The sequence below is a fragment of the Pseudomonas sp. RL_105y_Pfl2_101 genome (assembly GCF_963970585.1).
In the GTDB taxonomy this organism is placed as follows: domain Bacteria; phylum Pseudomonadota; class Gammaproteobacteria; order Pseudomonadales; family Pseudomonadaceae; genus Aquipseudomonas.
Genome location: NZ_CAXAPG010000021.1, coordinates 23,116 through 40,240 on the forward strand (window position 1 = coordinate 23,116; position 17,125 = coordinate 40,240).

13 protein-coding genes and 1 riboswitch are annotated in these 17,125 nt (G+C 61.4%); of the genes, 5 read left to right on the forward strand and 8 right to left on the reverse strand.

Annotation, left to right across the window (positions count from 1 at the left end):
- Nucleotides 1-16 precede the first annotated feature (16 nt).
- Together AACY31_RS19900 and AACY31_RS19905 are read left to right on the forward strand one after the other, a co-directional pair.
- Nucleotides 17-1,012: a TRAP transporter substrate-binding protein gene (locus AACY31_RS19900; protein WP_339478934.1), complete on the forward strand. Its 996-nt coding sequence runs from the start codon at nucleotides 17-19 to the stop codon at nucleotides 1,010-1,012.
- Nucleotides 1,013-1,235: 223 nt separating this feature from the next.
- Complete coding sequence (locus AACY31_RS19905; protein ID WP_339478936.1) at nucleotides 1,236-3,140, forward strand: alkaline phosphatase D family protein; 1,905 nt, start codon at nucleotides 1,236-1,238, stop codon at nucleotides 3,138-3,140.
- Nucleotides 3,141-3,258: 118 nt separating this feature from the next.
- Here the strand turns inward: AACY31_RS19905 and AACY31_RS19910 are convergent, their stop codons facing one another.
- The 7 genes from AACY31_RS19910 to AACY31_RS19940 all read right to left on the reverse strand — a co-directional run bounded on the left by AACY31_RS19910 (nucleotide 3,259) and on the right by AACY31_RS19940 (nucleotide 13,041).
- Nucleotides 3,259-3,759, reverse strand: a complete 501-nt coding sequence (locus AACY31_RS19910; RefSeq protein ID WP_339478937.1) for a methylated-DNA--[protein]-cysteine S-methyltransferase — start codon at nucleotides 3,757-3,759, stop codon at nucleotides 3,259-3,261.
- A gap of 68 nt (nucleotides 3,760-3,827) precedes the next feature.
- Entirely contained in the window at nucleotides 3,828-6,563 is a 2,736-nt protein-coding gene (locus AACY31_RS19915; RefSeq protein ID WP_339478938.1) for a LuxR C-terminal-related transcriptional regulator, read from the reverse strand.
- Between the two features lie 128 nt (nucleotides 6,564-6,691).
- A complete protein-coding gene (locus AACY31_RS19920) occupies nucleotides 6,692-6,823 on the reverse strand; it encodes a hypothetical protein (protein WP_339478939.1) in 132 nt (43 codons plus the stop codon).
- Nucleotides 6,824-6,985: 162 nt separating this feature from the next.
- Nucleotides 6,986-8,350 (reverse strand): DUF1329 domain-containing protein, encoded by a 1,365-nt coding sequence (locus AACY31_RS19925; protein WP_339478941.1) that lies wholly within the window; start codon nucleotides 8,348-8,350, stop codon nucleotides 6,986-6,988.
- A gap of 25 nt (nucleotides 8,351-8,375) precedes the next feature.
- Nucleotides 8,376-10,238, reverse strand: a complete 1,863-nt coding sequence (locus AACY31_RS19930) for a DUF1302 domain-containing protein (RefSeq protein ID WP_339478942.1) — start codon at nucleotides 10,236-10,238, stop codon at nucleotides 8,376-8,378.
- 333 nt (nucleotides 10,239-10,571) lie between these two features.
- Complete coding sequence (locus tag AACY31_RS19935) at nucleotides 10,572-12,254, reverse strand: fatty acid--CoA ligase (RefSeq protein WP_339478943.1); 1,683 nt, start codon at nucleotides 12,252-12,254, stop codon at nucleotides 10,572-10,574.
- Nucleotides 12,255-12,411: 157 nt separating this feature from the next.
- Nucleotides 12,412-13,041, reverse strand: coding sequence for a LysE family translocator (locus AACY31_RS19940; RefSeq protein ID WP_058543357.1), 630 nt, complete (start codon nucleotides 13,039-13,041; stop codon nucleotides 12,412-12,414).
- Between the two features lie 276 nt (nucleotides 13,042-13,317).
- On the opposite strand from AACY31_RS19940, the gene AACY31_RS19945 reads away from it, so the two are divergent.
- The 3 genes from AACY31_RS19945 (at nucleotide 13,318) to AACY31_RS19955 (ending at nucleotide 16,160) form a co-directional block, all read left to right on the forward strand.
- Nucleotides 13,318-14,283 carry a 2-hydroxyacid dehydrogenase gene (locus AACY31_RS19945; protein ID WP_339492342.1) on the forward strand — a complete coding sequence of 322 codons (966 nt, stop codon included), beginning with the start codon at nucleotides 13,318-13,320 and terminating at the stop codon, nucleotides 14,281-14,283.
- Between the two features lie 33 nt (nucleotides 14,284-14,316).
- The gene (locus tag AACY31_RS19950; protein ID WP_339478947.1) at nucleotides 14,317-15,315 is read left to right on the forward strand and encodes a class I SAM-dependent methyltransferase; all 999 of its coding nucleotides are present in this window, start codon (nucleotides 14,317-14,319) and stop codon (nucleotides 15,313-15,315) included.
- Between the two features lie 49 nt (nucleotides 15,316-15,364).
- Nucleotides 15,365-15,487: riboswitch (yybP-ykoY riboswitch) on the forward strand.
- A gap of 88 nt (nucleotides 15,488-15,575) precedes the next feature.
- Nucleotides 15,576-16,160 carry a TMEM165/GDT1 family protein gene (locus AACY31_RS19955; RefSeq protein WP_339478948.1) on the forward strand — a complete coding sequence of 195 codons (585 nt, stop codon included), beginning with the start codon at nucleotides 15,576-15,578 and terminating at the stop codon, nucleotides 16,158-16,160.
- Between the two features lie 126 nt (nucleotides 16,161-16,286).
- Here AACY31_RS19955 and AACY31_RS19960 read toward each other — a convergent pair whose 3' ends face one another.
- The gene (locus AACY31_RS19960) at nucleotides 16,287-17,102 is read right to left on the reverse strand and encodes a M48 family metallopeptidase (RefSeq protein WP_339478949.1); all 816 of its coding nucleotides are present in this window, start codon (nucleotides 17,100-17,102) and stop codon (nucleotides 16,287-16,289) included.
- Nucleotides 17,103-17,125 lie beyond the last annotated feature (23 nt).

Below are 17,125 nucleotides of genomic sequence, written 5' to 3' on the forward strand. Positions count from 1 at the left end.
AAAGGGAAGCCTAACAATGCTAATGCCTCTATGGAAAGCGCTCGTCTATACCTTGAGTTTCAGCCTGCTCGCAACGGCCACGGCGGCTGAACCGATCGTGATCAAGTTTTCCCATGTCGTGGCAGAACAAACGCCCAAGGGCCAGGGCGCGTTGAGGTTCAAGAAGCTGGTGGAGGAGCGCCTACCCGGCAAGGTGAGGGTCGAGGTGTATCCGCTCGCCACGTTGTATGGCGACGATAAAGAGATGGAGGCGTTGCTGTTGGGAGACGTGCAGATCATTGCGCGGTCGCTGGCCAAGTTCGACCAGTACACCAAGTCGGTGCAGTTGTTCGACTTGCCCTTCTTGTTCGACGACATCGCCGCAGTGGACCGCTTTCAGCGCAGCCCCAAGGGCCAGAAGCTGCTCAAATCCATGGAAAGCAAGAACATCACCGGCCTGGCCTATTGGCACAACGGTATGAAGCAGCTATCGGCCAACAAGCCGCTGCGCACCCCCGGGGATGCCCGCGGCCAGACGTTCCGGATACAGACATCCGCGGTGCTGCAGGAACAGTTCCAGGCAGTGGGCGCCAAAGCGCAACCGATGATTTTCTCAGTGGTGTACCAGGCCTTGCGCACCGGTTTGGTCAACGGCACGGAAAACACCTATTCGAACTTCTACAACCAGAAGCTCAACGAAGTGCAGAAATACGTCACCGAGTCCAACCACGGCATACTCGACTACATGCTGATCACCACCTCGGACTTCTGGAACGGCCTGCCGCCGGATATCCGCAGCGAACTGGACAAGATCGTGATCGAATCCACCGACTATGCCAACCAGGAAGCGGAGCGATTCAACCAGCAGGACAAGCAGCATGTGCTGGACGCCAAGACCACCGAGATCATTACCCTCACACCGGAGGAGCGTAGTGCCTGGCGCGAAAAAATGAAGCCGGTATGGGCGAAGTTTGAACAGGAGATCGGGCCGGATCTGATCAAGGCGGCTGAGGCTTCCAACAACGCCCAGTGATGCAACACGGTCCCGCTGGGCCTGTAGGAGCTGCCGAAGGCTGCGATCTTTCGCTTGAGACTCAAGTTTGGGGAAAAATCGCAGCCTCGTTGCACTCGACAGCTCCTACAGGCACCGTGGGAGCACACTTGCTCGCCACAAAGGCGGGGACCTACCTTCCCCTGCGACAAAGCACATTGCGTTATGATCCCCGCCTCTCTCTGTACAGAGCTTTTATCCGCGAATGCTGCCGTCCACTCCCGACACCACCACCCTGCCCCCCGTCCTGGTCGGCCCACTGTTGAGACGGCTGGAGCCCACCCGACTGGTGATGTGGCTAGTGGGCACGCAAACATTAACGCTGACGTTGCGCGTAGACGGCGTAGGCGATCTGGCACTGGATGCGTCGTGCTGCACTGTGGTGCCGGTGGGGCAGCGGGCGTTTGTGCATCTGATCGATGTGCGGCTCGACAATCCCCTGCCCCAGGACGTGGCGATCGACTACGACCTGCTGGTGGACGGCGCCCCCATTGCCGAGTGGGCGCCGCACCTGTTGTATGACGGCGCGCAGCGCCCGAACTTCATGTTGCATTCGCACATCGAGCAACTGGTCCACGGCTCCTGCCGCAAACCCCATTACCCAGCCAGCGACGGCCTGCTCTGTATCGACCGGCTGTTGGCGCAAGCCCCGGCGCGACGCCCGGCATTGCTGATGATGAGCGGCGACCAGGTCTATGCCGACGACGTCGCCGGGCCCATGTTGCGAGCGATTCATGCGCTGATCGAACGCTTGGGGCTGTTCGAGGAATGCCTGGACGGTGCCGTGGTGGCAGACAGCGCCAAGCTCTATCAGCACCCGGCCAGTTATTACCATCGTGCCGATTTGTTGCCCGCACTGGAGAGTAACGAAACCCTGCGCGAGCGTTTTTTCGGCGGGGCCCGCAAGCCGATTTTCACCAGCAGCAGCGCCGACAATCACCTGGTGACCTTCGCCGAGGTCATGGCGATGTACCTGCTGGTGTGGTCGCCGGTGCCCTGGTCGTTGATCGCGGTGCAACGGCCTGAACTGACCGTCGAACGGCGCCAGCGCTACGACCTGGAACAACAGCACATCGACGCGTTCAAGACCGGGCTGGGCGGCGTGGCCCGGGTGTTTGCGCACCTGTCATGCCTGATGATTTTCGATGACCACGACATAACCGATGACTGGAATCTGTCTGCGCAGTGGGAGGAAACCGCCTACGGCCATCCGTTCTCCAAACGCATCATCGGCAACGCCCTGATCGCTTACATGCTCTGCCAGGGCTGGGGCAACAACCCGGATGCCTTCGCTGACGTACTCCCGAAAACCTTGGCCCTGAGCGACACCGCCCGGGACCGCTACCTCGACAGCGAGCCTCAGGACCAACTGATCGACACCCTGCTGGCTTTCCAGCAATGGCATTATGTGCTGCCGAGCACCCCTGCCCTGGTGGTACTCGACACCCGCACCCGTCGCTGGCGCAGCGAGAACAACCTCAAGCAGCCTTCCGGCCTTCTGGATTGGGAGGCCCTGAGCGAGTTGCAGCAAGAATTGTTGGATCACTCGTCGGCGATCATCGTCTCACCGGCGCCGATCTTCGGTGTGAAGCTGATCGAGACTGTGCAGCGGATGTTCAGTTGGTGCGGTTATCCGCTGCTAGTGGATGCGGAAAACTGGATGGCCCATCGCGGCGCTGCTCAGGTGATCCTGAATATTTTCCGTCACTCGCGTACACCGGGTAATTACGTGGTGCTGTCCGGGGACGTGCATTACTCCTTCGTTTACGAAGTATTGATCCCACACCGCAAGGGTGGCCCGCGCATCTGGCAGATCACCAGCAGCGGCATCAAAAATGAATTCCCCCCTGTGTTGCTGGAATGGTTCGATCGCCTGAACCGATGGCTCTACTCGCCGCGCTCGCCCCTGAACTGGTTCACCAAGCGCCGCAGCATGCGCATCGTCCCCCACACTCCGGAACACGCCGAGGCCGGTGAGCGGCTGTGGAACAGCGCAGGCATTGGCCAGGTATTCTTCAATGAACAGGGGCAGCCCGCGCAGATCTACCAACACAACGCCAACGGCCAACCGCCGACGCGCATGCGGCCTCCCAAATCCCCGCCGGCCTGAACGTTTGTGGGAGCGGGCTTGCTCGCGAAGGCGGTGTATCAGTCGCCAAACAAGATGCCTGACACTCAGCTTTCGCGAGCAAGCCGGCTCCCACAAGGGATAGAGGAGTGAAATCGGTTCAGAACGCCAATTGCAAGCTCTGCTGACCTTCAAGGCTGAGCAGCAACTGTTTCGCCGCCAGGCCGCCAGCGAAGCCGGTAAGGCTGCCGGAGCTGCCGATGACGCGGTGGCACGGGGCGATGATCGAGATGGGGTTGCGCCCATTGGCGGCACCGACCGCCCGGACCGCGGTCGGTTGGCCGATCTGGATGGCGATGTCGCGGTAGCTGCGGGTTTCACCGAAGGGGATGGTCAACAGGGCTTGCCAGACCCGGATCTGGAAATCAGTCCCTGCGAAGTCCAGTTCCAGCTCGAAACGACAGCGCTGGCCGGCGAAGTACTCCAGCAACTGACGTTCGGTTTCCTTGAGGACCGGATGCTGGCTGTCCTCCTGCAAAGGTCCCAGGCGCACCCGATTGAGCCGCTCGTTTTCCCACAGGATGGCCGCCAACCGTGTCTCCCGGGCGACGAGGATCAGTTGGCCGACGGGCGATTGGATGGTTTTGTACTGGGGGAGCATCAAGCATTCCTTATCACGGGTTGAGCGTTTTTTAGCACAAAGACTTCTCACCCGACCCAAAACCTTGCTCAGCCCAACAACCCCAACGCCTTCGCCCGCGCCACCGCCTGGGTGCGGCGCTCGACGCCGAGTTTGCTGTTGATGTGGCTGGCGTGGGTCTTGACGGTGTGCAGCGAGATATACAACTGCTCGCTGATTTCCTGGTTCGAGCACCCTTGGGCAATCAACTGCAGCACCGCCCGCTCGCGGCTGCTGAGGGTTTCGACAGGCACCGTTGGGTCGGCAGACGGGGCCACCGTCGAGGGCAGGCGTTCGAGCAGATGCTCGCGCAAGGTGCCAGGGGGTGCCTGCAGCAGTTGTTCGCGCAACCATTCACGGTGCTCACCGAACAACCATTCGAAAGGCTGCAATACCCCACCGCTGGCGGCTTCGAAAGCCTGGGCCAGGGCGCGACGGGCTTCGGGTTCACGCCCGATGCTCAGCAGCAAAGCGACTTTCTGGTTGAGCGCCATCACGCTGAGCATCTGCCGGCCACTTTGCTGACCGTGTTCAAGCAAGGCATCGAGCCGCCCTTGCGCGAGTATTGGTTGGCCTCGGATGGACTCCAGCACCGCTTGTTGCAACTCGACATGCAGCGGCAGCTGCGGATGGAATTCCGGCGGCGCAGCGGCCCGTTCGCCCGTGTAGGTCTGGCCCAGCCGGGCCAGCCAGGCTTCGGCCAGCTCGGTGCGACCCTGGGCCAGCCAGAGTTCGCATTTGACCAGGGTGATCATCGCCAGATAGTAGATCGGCGGAACATCCCAGATGTGCATCAGGCGCTCGGCTTCAGCCAATTCGGCGAAGGCCCGGGCGAACTCGCCGCGGTAGCCCTCGATACGTGCGATCACGCAGTGACCGATCAGCACGCTGATGTCGCGGCAGGCGCGGGCTTCGGTGAGGCCCGCCTGCAGGCGCGCAAGGCCGGCCTGGGGTTGCATCCGCAAGGTCAGCAAAAAACCTTCGTACATGATCAAGCGCGCCCGCACCGCATAAAGCCGCTGGGGCGACAGCTTGTGCAAACGTTGCAGGCCCTGGTGCACTTCATCCAGCGCCCGCAGGATCTCTCCCCGTGCCTGCAGGCCCCGGGCACGATCGTAATGGGCCAGGGCCTCGAACAGTGGATTGCCGACCCGCTGTGCCAGCTCCAGGGAGTCACGGTTCAGGTTCCGGGCGCGCCACAGGTCGCCGTCGGCAATCGCCAGGTTCGACAACGTGGACAGGCACATCAGGCGCTGGCCGTAGCGTTTTTGCGGCAGGCTCTCCAACGCTTCGCTGCAATAACGCAGGGTGGCCTCACGGTCCCCCCGGCCACGAGCGACGATCCCGCTCAGGGCCAGCCATTGGGCGAGCATGGATTTTTGCGCGGTGGCCGAGGGGGCCGGCAGGAAACGACTCAAGTGCGCCGCCAGCTCTTCGGCAGCGTCCAGCTGGCAGGCCAGTCCCAACGCCCAGCTGTAGAGCACGATCAGCCGCGGGGTGCTGATGAGCAGGCTGTCGGGCAAGTCCATTTTCCAGCGCAGCAACATGCCGACGTTCTGCTCGGCCAGCAGTTGTTCCTCCGAAAGGTTCTGCACCAGGTTCGCCGCCACGTCCAGGTGCCCGGCCCGCAGCGCCTGCTCCACGGCTTCGTCGATCAGGCCTTGGGCGTTGAACCAGCGGCAGGCCCGCAAGTGCAGGGTCGCGGCCGGGACCATGGCCGGTGCGCTGGGGCGACTGCGCAGCAAGTCGGAAAACAAGTGGTGGTAGCGGTACCAATGGCCGTGCTCGTCCAGCGGAACCAGAAACACCTGGTGGGCCGCCAGGTAACGCAGGATTTCGGCGCTGTCATGGGCCTCGCGCACAGCGTCGCACAGCTCGCTGCAAAAGCGTTCCTGAGGGGCGGTGTCGTAGAGAAACGCCTGCACCTCGGTGGGCAGGCAGTCGATGACCTCTTCGAGCAGGTAATCGCGAATCAGCCCTTCGCCGCCGTGCAAGGCCTGGGGCAACAGGCCTTCGGTACCGGCTTCGGAGGCGGCCAGCAACCAGAAACGCAGCCCGGCCACCCAGCCTTCGCTGCGCTGGATAAGATTTTCCAGCGCCTCACCACGCAGCGAACTGCTGTGATGCTGGAGCAGGGTCAAGGCTTCGTCATGGGTCAGGCGCAGGTCCTGTTCATTGAGTTCGAGCAACTGCCGGGACAGGCGCAAGCGCGCCAAATGCCAGTCCGGGCGCTGGCGGCTGGTGACAAGGACTAGCAACCCGTCGGGCAGGTGATTGAGGAAAAATTGCAGGCAGCGATCCAGCACCGGACTTTGGGCCAGGTGGTAATCGTCGAGGACCAGCAGCAAGGGTTCGCGGGGCGATAAATGCGGGGACAGCTCGTCCAGCAGGCCATCGAGCCATTCTTCGAAGGCAAAGGGTTGATGACGCTGGCGCATTTTCAGCAGCCCCAGTGCCGGAGCGCCCAGTTGCGGGAAAAAAGCCTGGAGCCCTTCGAGCAGCCGCTCCAGGAAACGCCCCGGATCGTTGTCCCGGACACTGAGTCCCAGCCAAAGGCTTCGCCAATGGGTCGACAGGCTCTGGCAGAACTCCACCGCCAGGGAGCTTTTACCGAACCCCGCCGGGGCACTGACCAACAGCAACCTGCCGCCGAGCCCTGCGCTCAAGCGCTCGCACAACCGCGGCCGCACAACATGGCCGTCAGGCAAGGGCGGGCGGTAGAAACGCCCGCCCTGTACCACGATGGCTGCGCGGGCAGAATCCGCAAGTGAAGACAAATCAGTCATGGCCGGCTCTTGTTGAAATGCGGGTGGCGGCGTTGCAGATGTCCGCAGACTAGCGGTAAACGAGGAGGTATTGAAGGGAGTGCTACAAATGGCTACAAAAAGACTACAAGCCGACCGACTTGAAAAACTCAGGCCGCCACCGTTCTTGTGGCGAGGGAGCTTGCCCCCGCTGGTTTTTTGTAGGCGCTGGCGAAGCCTGCGATCTTTTGATTTTGATCTTGATCTTTATTTTTCACTTGCGACTCAACTGTCTGGGACAAGATCGCAGCCTCGTTGCACTCGACAGCTCCTACACAGCTTCTACGCGGTGGCTAAAAGGCGCTGCCCGGCGGGAGCAAGCTCCTTTGGCACTGGGGGACTCAAAAAAAAGCCCCGAACCAGTCGGGGCGTTTCTTCGAGGATGCGGCCTCGGGTAAAGCGGTTTAGCGGATGCCCTGCTGACGCAGGGCGTTCGGGGTGAAATCGGCGGTGGTGGCGGTGAAGCCGAAGTCGTAGGCCGATTTCTCTTCGTTCTTCATACCCAGTGCCAGGTAGCGGCCGGACTGCAGGTCGTAGAGGGTTTCCAGGGCGTACCACGGTACTTGCTTGTCGTAGTAGTTCTCGGCATGGGCCTCGGCCACGCGCCACAGTTGACCACGGCCGTCGTAATGGTCGATCACCGCGGCTTGCCAGGTGTCTTCATCGATGAAGAAGTCACGCTTGGCGTAAATGTGGCGTTGGCCTTCCTTCAGCGTCGCGGTCACGTGCCAGACACGACGCAGCTCGTAGCGCGCCAGGTCCTGGTTGATGTGGCCGGCCTTGAGGATGTCGGCGTACTTGAGTTGCGGCGAATCGATCTTGTAGCTGTTAGAGGCGATGTACAGCTCTTTCTTGCCTTCCAGCTTCCAGTCGTAGCGATCCGGCGCGCCGTTGTACATGTCCAGGTTGTCAGAGGTACGCAGGCCGTCGGCAGCGGTACCCGGGCCGTCATAAGACACTTGCGGGGCACGGCGCACACGGCGCTGACCAGCGTTGTAGACCCACGCCGAACGCGGTTCCTTCACCTGATCGAGGGTTTCGTGCACCAGCAACACACCACCGGCCAAACGCGCCGGCGCGGTCACTTGCTGCTTGAAGTAGAACAGGATGTTGCCCGGATTGGCTGGATCGAAGTCCTTCATCTTGTCGCGGAACACGAACTGGTCGCGGAAGTACACCAGGCTGTACGAACCGTTGGGCTGTGGGGTGGCCTGGGTGACCAGGCGCGTCACGCTGCCGCCGCGATAGCGGGTGATGTGGTTCCAGATGACTTCCACGCCGCTCTGGGGAATCGGGAACGGCACGGCCGTCTCGAAGTTTTCCAGACCATTGCCGCCGGAAACCAGCTTGGTGTTGACCGCGTTTTTCTTGATGGAGGCGAACACCTCGTCCGGCACGGTGGCACCGCGATGGGTCGGGTAGACCGGCATCTTGAAGGTTTCCGGGTAACGCTTGAACATCGCGTACTGGCCCGGTGCGAGCTTGTCCTTGTACTGGTCGACGTTCTGCGCGGTGATGATGAACAGTGGTTTTTCACTGGCGTATGGATCGGCGAGGAAGCCCTTGCTGTCCACGGCACCGGCATTCTTGGCCATGGGTTTCCAGGCCGAGATCGAGCCGTCGGCATTGCCGGCCATCTCGGCACCCATCGGCGTCAGGCTCTTGCCGAGTTTGTCGGCCTCGGCGGCGGGCACTGCCGCCATGACGCTGGCAGCCAACAGGGAGAGCCCCAGAACACCGGCCTGCAATAGATTCTTTGTTATTTTCATAGTGTGTCGTCCTGAAATACGGTGCTTAGAAGGTCACGCCGACGCTGAGCGCCAGGAAGTCACGATCGTCCACAGTGCTGAAGTCGCCACCAAAGAAGTTGGTGTAGGCCAGGCTGGCGTTGTAGGTGTTCTGGTACTCGGCATCCAGCCCGAGGCTGACGGCTTTGCGGCCCTCTTCGAAGTTGCCGCCAGGGCCTGGCGAGTAGCCTTTGACGTCATGGGACCAGGCCACGTTGGGCTTGAGGTTCACACCGGCGAAGACGTCCGGGTATTCCCAGATGGCGCGCGCACGGTAGCCCCAGGAAGTGGCTGTGGTGAAGCCATCGTTGTTGCAGTTGGTGTTCAAGCCGGTACTGCCAGCCATGCCCCCGCCATTTCCGGTAGAGGTATTGAGCAGGCCGCAGGCGCCACCAGGAAGCTGCCCTGGGCCGAACACTGGATCACGGCCGTAACGAAGGTCGGATTTGCTTTCCAGGCCGCCCACATGGGTCACGCCAACTTCACCCACCAGGGTGAGACGGCTGGCGCCCATGACCTGGTCGAGGAAGTGCGTGAATGTGGTCTGGAACTGAGTGATCTCTTTACGACGATAGCCATGCAGATCCTGGCCCGGCACCCCGGTGAGCAGCGAAGCATTGCCCAGCACGGGACCACCCAGCGGACGAACCCCGGCAAACAGGATGTCCGTGGTGCTCAGTTGAACCGGCGCGTTCGGCCGATAGCTCAGCTCACCGCTCCATGCCGTGCCGGTGGGCAGAGTGGTGGAGAAGCTCAAGCCATACAGGCGTATGTCTTCTGGGTACTCGACAAAGTATTGAGAGTTGCCGGCGATGACCAGCGGAGCCAGAGGGCCAAGGAATGGCGCTGCGTTATAGACGGACTGTGGCGCACCGGTCGCACTGAAAATAGGCGCCCGGCTGTGGTAGTTCATGAAGTAGGCACCGAACTCGGTGTCCAGCGGCTCGAACATGTACTTCAGGGAAGCGCCCCATTGGCCAGTATCCCGAGCGTCACGGTCCGGTCCACGGCGCACCAACACACCTTCTTCGTTGATGTCTACGCCGTTAGCAGACAGCAATGGCAAGAATGCGCCAGGAATAGTGGATCGTTTGTTCAGCACCCGCAGATTATCCGAGCACCCATCCGCGATCACATCCGGCTGGGAGAAGAACGTCCCGCAGTTATCGACAACCGTCTGATCCCACTCAATTTGGTAGAACGCTTCGGCCGACAGGTTGTCGGTCAGGCTCTGGGAGACGTAGAACATGTTGACCGGGATCAGCCCTTCCTTGATCTCGGCACCGGGGCGACGGAACGCGGACACATCGACCGGGTTGATGGAGTTGATGCCGCCCTGGATGAAGGTACTTTCACCCCAGCTGACCACCTGCTTGCCCAGGCGGACCGAACCCGGCTGATCGGCAATGGCGTAGTTGTGATAGACGAACGCATCGAGGATCTGCCCGCCGGAAGACTTGGCGCCTTCCTTGCGATTGTTATCGCTGATGTCTTTGTACAGGCGATGTTCGTCTTTGAGCTCAAAGTCGTACCAGTACTTGCCGCGCACAAACACGCCGGTATCACCGTACTTCAGTTCCAGGTCATGGATACCCTTGAAGATCTTCGAGAAGGTTTCCCCACGCTTGAAATTCAAGTGGCCGTCATCGGAGGTCTGCGACAAGCCCTTGCCGCCGTTGTTGACACCGATCAGGTCCTTGTTGGCGTTTGCCGTGGACCAGCTCGCCCCCACCGACAGGGATGAGTCGAACTGACCTTCGATTTCACCGATGTTGAAACTGACGCCGAACGCTGGGCCGGCGAGCGAAGAGGCAAGGCTGACCGCCAAAGGCAGTTTTGCCCGGCGCCAGAACGTGGTTGCTGTGGTCATCGACGCTACTCCATGTGCTTTATTGTTATGGCAGACAGGATTTTCAAAGAACCCTTCCAACGGCTGGGAACGACACCTGCCGCCCTCCGTTCAAAGTTGCGCGCCCGTTTAGCACGTGCGTCCCGTTTTGAAAATTCTTACGCGGACTATAGCCAGCAGGTAGTACGGCTTGATCCCTCTAAAGTGTGATTTGCAGCCCTCGACCACTCTGGAACAGTCCTTTCGCCAGTCCGACAGATGCCGGCACGGCAAGGATGGCTGAAATTTTCGGTTTGACAAGGCAAGCGCTTGCTTGGTGGGGCTGCCGTGCCCTTTCGGGCACGGCAAAATGGCCTAAAGCGTGGAGAGGAAGGTGCTGTTGTTGCTCTGCCATTCGGTGATGTCGACGCGGATGCGCTTCTTGTCGAGCTTGCCGACGCTGGTCTTGGGAATTTCAGTAACAAGAGCGATCTGGCTCGGGATCGCCCACTTGCTCAAGTGCCCCTGCTCGACGAACGGCTTGAGGTGCTCCTTGAGTTCGCGAGCCCCGATCTGATGCCCTTCGCGAACGACCAGCAAGGCAAATGGTCGCTCACCCCACTGCGGATCGGGAATGCCGACCACTGCTACTTCACGTACCGCCACGTGACGGCTGATGAGGTCTTCCAGGGCCAGGGAGGAGATCCATTCGCCACCGGTCTTGATCACATCCTTGATGCGGTCACGGATGTCGATGAAGCCCATGTTGTCCAGCGTGGCAACGTCACCGGTGTGCAGCCAGCCGCCGGCCCAGAGTTCGGCGCCCTTCTGCGGCTCGTTGAAATAGCCCTCGGTGAGCCACGGTGCCCGCAGCACCAGTTCGCCCTGAGTCTCGCCGTCGGCCGGCAGGAAACGCCCCTCGGTGTCGACGATCGCCGCCTCCACCAGCGGCCCCGGCACACCGGCCTTGATCCGGTAAGTGGTGCGTTCGTCTTCGCTGCCGGCCATCAGTTCATCGTTGAGGTGAGCGCAGGATACCAGCGGGCCCGTTTCCGACATGCCGTAGGCGGCAGTGAGCTGGATGCCCCGGGTCTTGGCCGCTTCGTACAGGCTGCGGTTCAGGGCGCTGCCACCGATGACGATTTTCCAACCGCTGAAATCGGTGTCCTGAGCCCCCTTGGCGCTGAGGATCATTTGCAGGATGGTCGGCACGCAATGGGAAAAGGTGACCTTTTCCTTGCGCCACAGCTGGACCAGGAATTCGGGATCGTAGCGACCTGGGTAAACCTGCTTGAGCCCGAGCATGGTCGCGACATAGGGCAGGCCCCAGGCGTGGACATGGAACATCGGCGTGATGGGCATGTACACGTCGTTGGTGCCCAGCAGCCGAACGCTGTCGATAGACCCCATGATGGTCGCCACGCCCATGGTGTGCAGCACCAGTTGCCGATGGGTGAAGTACACGCCCTTGGGGTTGCCGGTGGTGCCGGTGGTATAGAACGTGGTGGCGACGGAGTTTTCGTCGAAATCCTGGAAGTCGTAGCTGGGGGCGGCGGCGGCCAGCAATTGCTCGTATTCACCCACCAGGTTCGGCAGGTCAGCGGTTTTTTCCGGCAGGTCGGTCAGTAGCAGGGTCTTGTCCACCGTGGTCAGGTGCCCGGCAATCGCCTGGTACAAGCCGACGAACTCGCTGTTGACCAGCACGAAGCGGTCCTCGGCGTGGTTCATGGTGTAGACGATCTGCTCCGGTGACAGGCGCACGTTGATGGTGTGGATCACCGCGCCAATCATCGGGATCGCGAACATGCATTCCAAGTAGCGATGGCTGTCCCAGTCCATCACCGCCACGGTATCACCGGCCTTGACCCCCGCCTCGGTCAACACGTTGGCCAGCCGCGCGACCCGCTCTATCAGCGTCGGATAGCTGTAGCGCAACTGGTCACGGTAGATGATCTCGCGGGTTTTCTCGTAACGCGTGCCGGACATTAGCAGCCGCTTGATCAGCAGCGGGTATTGATAAGCGCCTTCGGCGGGAGGAATAACGCGAGTCTGCAACATAAGAGTCCCTTTTTCTGACTGCACGGTCTTGGCTGGAGTGAAGCACTCTAGAGTGCTTATACACGGATCAAATCAGCCAAAGGAATGATTTGATCAGCGTGCAAATACTAGCCTTGAGCCATCTTCCGGGACCTGCGCACACCCTGTAGGAGCTGGATCAATGCGCCTCGGTAAACGCCAGCTTCACCCCAATGGCGACGAGCACCGCGCCCATGGTCCGGTCGAACCAGTGGCCCATGCGCGCAAAACCGGCACGCACCCGTTGCTGGCTGAACAGCAGCGCCACCAGGCAGAACCAGGCGGCCGTCGCAACCGCCAGGTACACGCCGTAACCGGCCTGGACGGCCAACGGTGTGTGTGGGTTGATCACCACGGTGAACAGCGACAGGAAAAACAACGTGGCCTTGGGGTTCAGGCCATTGGTGACGAAGCCCGAGGTGAATGCGCCCCGGGCGGTACGCTCACCGGCCTCCTTGTGCAGGTTGTCCTCGGTGGGCTTGGCCGGTTGCGCCCGCAGTGCCTTGAAGCCGATGTACAGCAGGTACGCGGCGGCGGCCCACTTCAGCGCGTTGAACAGCACGATCGATTGCGACACGATCAGGCCGATACCCAACAGCGAATACCCTACGTGCAGGAAAATCGCTGTGCCGACGCCCAGCGCCGTCCACGTCCCGGCACGCCGGCCATGGGTCACGCTTTCGCGCACAACCACGGCAAAATCCGGCCCGGGGCTGGCAACGGCCAACAAGTGGATCAGGGCGACGGTGAGGAATTCGGTGAGGTACATGATGGAGCTCCTTGCGACAATCTTTTGTTGGATGAAATCCCATAACTGTGTAAGAGCCGTGTAGGTGCTGTGTAGGAGCTGCCGAGTGAAACGAGGCTGCGATCTTTCCCAATACACTTGAATCTCAAGCGAAAGATCAAAAGATCGCAGGCTTCGCCAGCTCCTACAGAGCCCAGCGCTTGCTCTCTCGCCACGGGTACACACCGCCATGGCCGCATTTCATCTGATAGGCTCGCCACATTACGCCTTCGGTTCTTGACATAAAAGGTACAGCTGATGACGAACACCGCTCGTGCAGTTTTCCTCGACCACCCTTCCCTTGACCTCGGCGATCTGAACCTGGGCCCGCTGCGCAACTGCTTCAGCGACCTGCAACTGTTTGCCCGGACCACGCCGGAGCAGGTCATCGAGCGGCTCAAGGGCGCCACCGTGGCGATCACCAACAAGATCGTGATCGATGCACAGGCCATGGCGGCCAGCCCCGAACTGAAGTTGATCCTGATCAGCGCCACCGGCACCAACAATGTCGACCTGGCCGCCGCCCGCAGCCATGGCATCACGGTGTGCAATTGCCAGGGTTACGGCACACCGTCGGTGGCCCAGCATACGATCATGCTGTTGCTGAACCTGGCGACGCGCCTGGCCGATTATCAAAAAGCAGTGGGTGAAGGTCGTTGGCAGCAGGCTTCGCAGTTCTGTCTGCTGGACTATCCGATTGTCGAACTGGAAGGCAAGACCCTGGGCCTGCTGGGCCATGGCGAATTGGGCAGTGCCGTCGGGCGGTTGGCCGAAGCCTTTGGCATGCGTGTGCTGCTGGGGCAGATCCCCGGGCGCCCGGTCCGTCCCGACCGCTTGCCGCTGGAGCAGTTGTTGCCGCAGGTCGATGCCCTGACCCTGCACTGCCCGCTCAACGAGCACACTCGGAACTTCATCGGCGCCCGCGAACTGGCGCAGCTCAAGCCCGGTGCATTCGTGGTCAACACCGCCCGTGGCGGCCTGATCGACGAACAGGCCCTGGCCGAAGCCCTGCGCAACGGTCACTTGGGGGGCGCCGCCACCGACGTGCTCAGCGTGGAGCCGCCGACCCAAGGCAACCCGCTGCTGGCCGGCGATATTCCCCGCTTGATCGTCACACCGCACAACGCCTGGGGCAGCCGCGAGGCGCGGCAACGGATCGTCGGGCAAATGAGCGAAAACGCCCAGGGCTTTTTCAGCGGTACAGCGCGGCGGGTCGTCAGTTGATAAACTGCCGCACTTTTTCTCAAGGAACAGACCATGGATCCGCGCAGTGAAGTACTGCTTCGTCAGGCCGAGTTATTCCAGGGTTCGGTCTTGCTGGCCGGCCTGCCCGCTGACGATCTGCTCGGCCGTTTGCCAGAGGCTCATGGCTGGTGCTGGCATGCCGGGGATCAGGCGGCGCTGGACGCTCGCTTCCCCGAGCGCTGCCACTTTGGCGTGAACGTACCCGAGCATGGGTTCGACACCGCCGTGGTGTTCCTGCCCAAAGCCAAGGACTTGACCGACTACATCCTCAATGCCGTGGCGGCGCGCCTGGCCGGGCGCGAGGTGTACCTGGTGGGGGAAAAGCGCAGCGGCATCGAAGGGGCGTCCAAACAGCTCAACCCGTTCGGCAAGCCGCGCAAGCTCGACAGTGCGCGGCATTGCCAACTGTGGCAGGTCACCGTCGCCAACGCGCCCGAGGCCATGCCCCTGGAAAGCCTGGCCCAGACCTACGAATTGCCCCTGGCCGAAGGCCCGCTGAAGGTCATCAGCCTGCCAGGGGTGTTCAGCCATGGTCGCCTGGACCGCGGCAGTGCGCTGCTGTTGGAACACCTGGATAAACTGCCCAGCGGGCATTTGCTGGACTTCGGCTGCGGTGCCGGGGTGCTGGGGGCGGCGGTCAAGCGGCGCTATCCGCACAATACCGTCACCCTGTTGGACGTCGACGCATTCGCCGCCGCCAGCAGTCGCCTGACCCTGGCCGCCAACGGCCTGGAGGCCGAGGTGCTGACCGGTGACGGCATCGACGCCGCGCCGATGGGCTTGAGCGCGATCCTGAGTAACCCACCGTTCCATGTCGGCGTGCACACCGATTACCACGCCACGGAAAATCTGCTGCGAAAAGCGGCCAAACATCTAAAAAACGGTGGAGAACTGCGGCTGGTTGCCAATAGTTTCCTCAAGTACCAGCCGCTGATCGAGGAGCATTTGGGCGTCTGCGCCATCAAGGCCGAAGGCCAGGGCTTTCGCATCTACCGGGCCAAGCGCGGTTGAAATCTTTTAGGAAACAGCACTTGCTCAATCGAATTTGCCTAGGCAGAATCCGCTCCGTCCTAGGGGAGTAGTCTCCCGCGAGCGTCATGCTCGCCCGGCATACGTCAACATACTTGGTCAGCAGACCATGGCGTATGCGGCCCAAGCGTCCACGCAGATGGTCGCTGGGTTTGACAAGACCTATGACACGCACACCTTACCCGGGGCGGGAAGGCTGTACGTGTCATAGCCGTGTCGACCCGCCCCTTTAGGAACTCCTGATGCTGGACTCACTCCTCGTACCTACCGCTATCGTTGCGCTGGCCGAAATCGGCGACAAGACGCAATTGCTCGCGCTTATCCTGGCCGCTCGCTTTCGCAAACCCTGGCCGATCATCGCCGGCATCATTGCCGCAACACTCGCCAACCACGCAGCCGCCGGGGCCGTAGGGGCCTGGGTCAGCGGTTTTTTCTCCAATGCGGTGTTGCACTGGGTATTGGCGGCAAGCTTCACGGCCACGGCGCTGTGGACCCTGGTCCCGGACAAACTGGACGATGAGGAAGCGAACACGGCCCGCAAGTTCGGCCCGTTCCTGACCACGCTGATTGCATTCTTCCTGGCGGAAATCGGCGACAAGACGCAGATCGCCACGGTGATGCTCGCCGCGCAATACCCGGAGTTGTGGCTGGTGATCATCGGCACCACTTTGGGCATGTTGATTGCCAACGTGCCGGTGGTCCTGGCGGGCAATTTCGCCGCCGAGAAGCTGCCCCTGGCCCTGATCCGCCGCCTGGCCGCCTCGGCATTCTTCGTCCTGGCGATCGTGGCGGTGTACAAGGCGATGCAGAGTAGTGGATGGGTTTGACCTTCTGTCACACCTTGGGCAGAGGATAACGGTGGGAGCATAGCGTGCTCGCGATAAACGACGACGCGGCCTGATTGACGTCTGCCTCGCCCCTGTCGCGAGCAAGTTCTGCTCCCACAACGATGCTTACTTCTTGGCCTGCTGATACAGCGGCATCACCTTCGGAATCGCCGCCTGCAACGAAGCGATACGGCTGCTCGACGACGGGTGGGTGCTCATGAACTCTGGTGGCGCGCCTTCCGAGGCCTTGGCCATCTTGTTCCACAAGGTGATCGCCGCGTTCGGGTCGTAGCCGGCGCGGGCGGCCAGTTCGAGACCGATGAGGTCGGCTTCGTTCTCGTTGCCGCGGCTGTTGGGCAAGGTCATGCCGTAGTTGGCGACGGTGTCGGCCAGCGCCAGGCTGTCCTGGCCCAGGCCGAACAAGGCGCCAGCGCCCTGCTTGGCCATCTCGATGCCATAGGCCTTGGACATCGCTTCGCGCCCGTGCTCGCGCAGGGCGTGGGCGATTTCGTGGCCCATGATCGCGGCGATTTCAGCGTCGGTCAGCTTCAACTTGTCGATCAGACCGGTGTAGAACATGATCTTGCCGCCAGGACCGCAATTGGCGTTGAGCTCATCGCTCTTAATCAGGTTCACTTCCCATTTCCACTGCGCCGAATCCGGGCGGAACACAGGCGCCTGGACAATCAAGCGGTCGGCAATGACCTGGATGCGCTTGGCATCCTTACTGGTCTTGTCCAGCACGCCCTGGGCGCTCGCCTCACCCATCGTCTTCTGGTAGGACTGGGCGTACATCTGGTTGACCTCATCGGTCGACAGCATGCTGAACATGTACTGCTTGCGTTCCACCCCCACGGCTCCGCCGCTGGTGGTATTGACCGACTGGCAACCGGCGAGCAGCAGAGCCGCGCTCAGAGCACTCACCATCAATGTCTTGTTCATATAAAAGAAGCTCCCTGGAAACG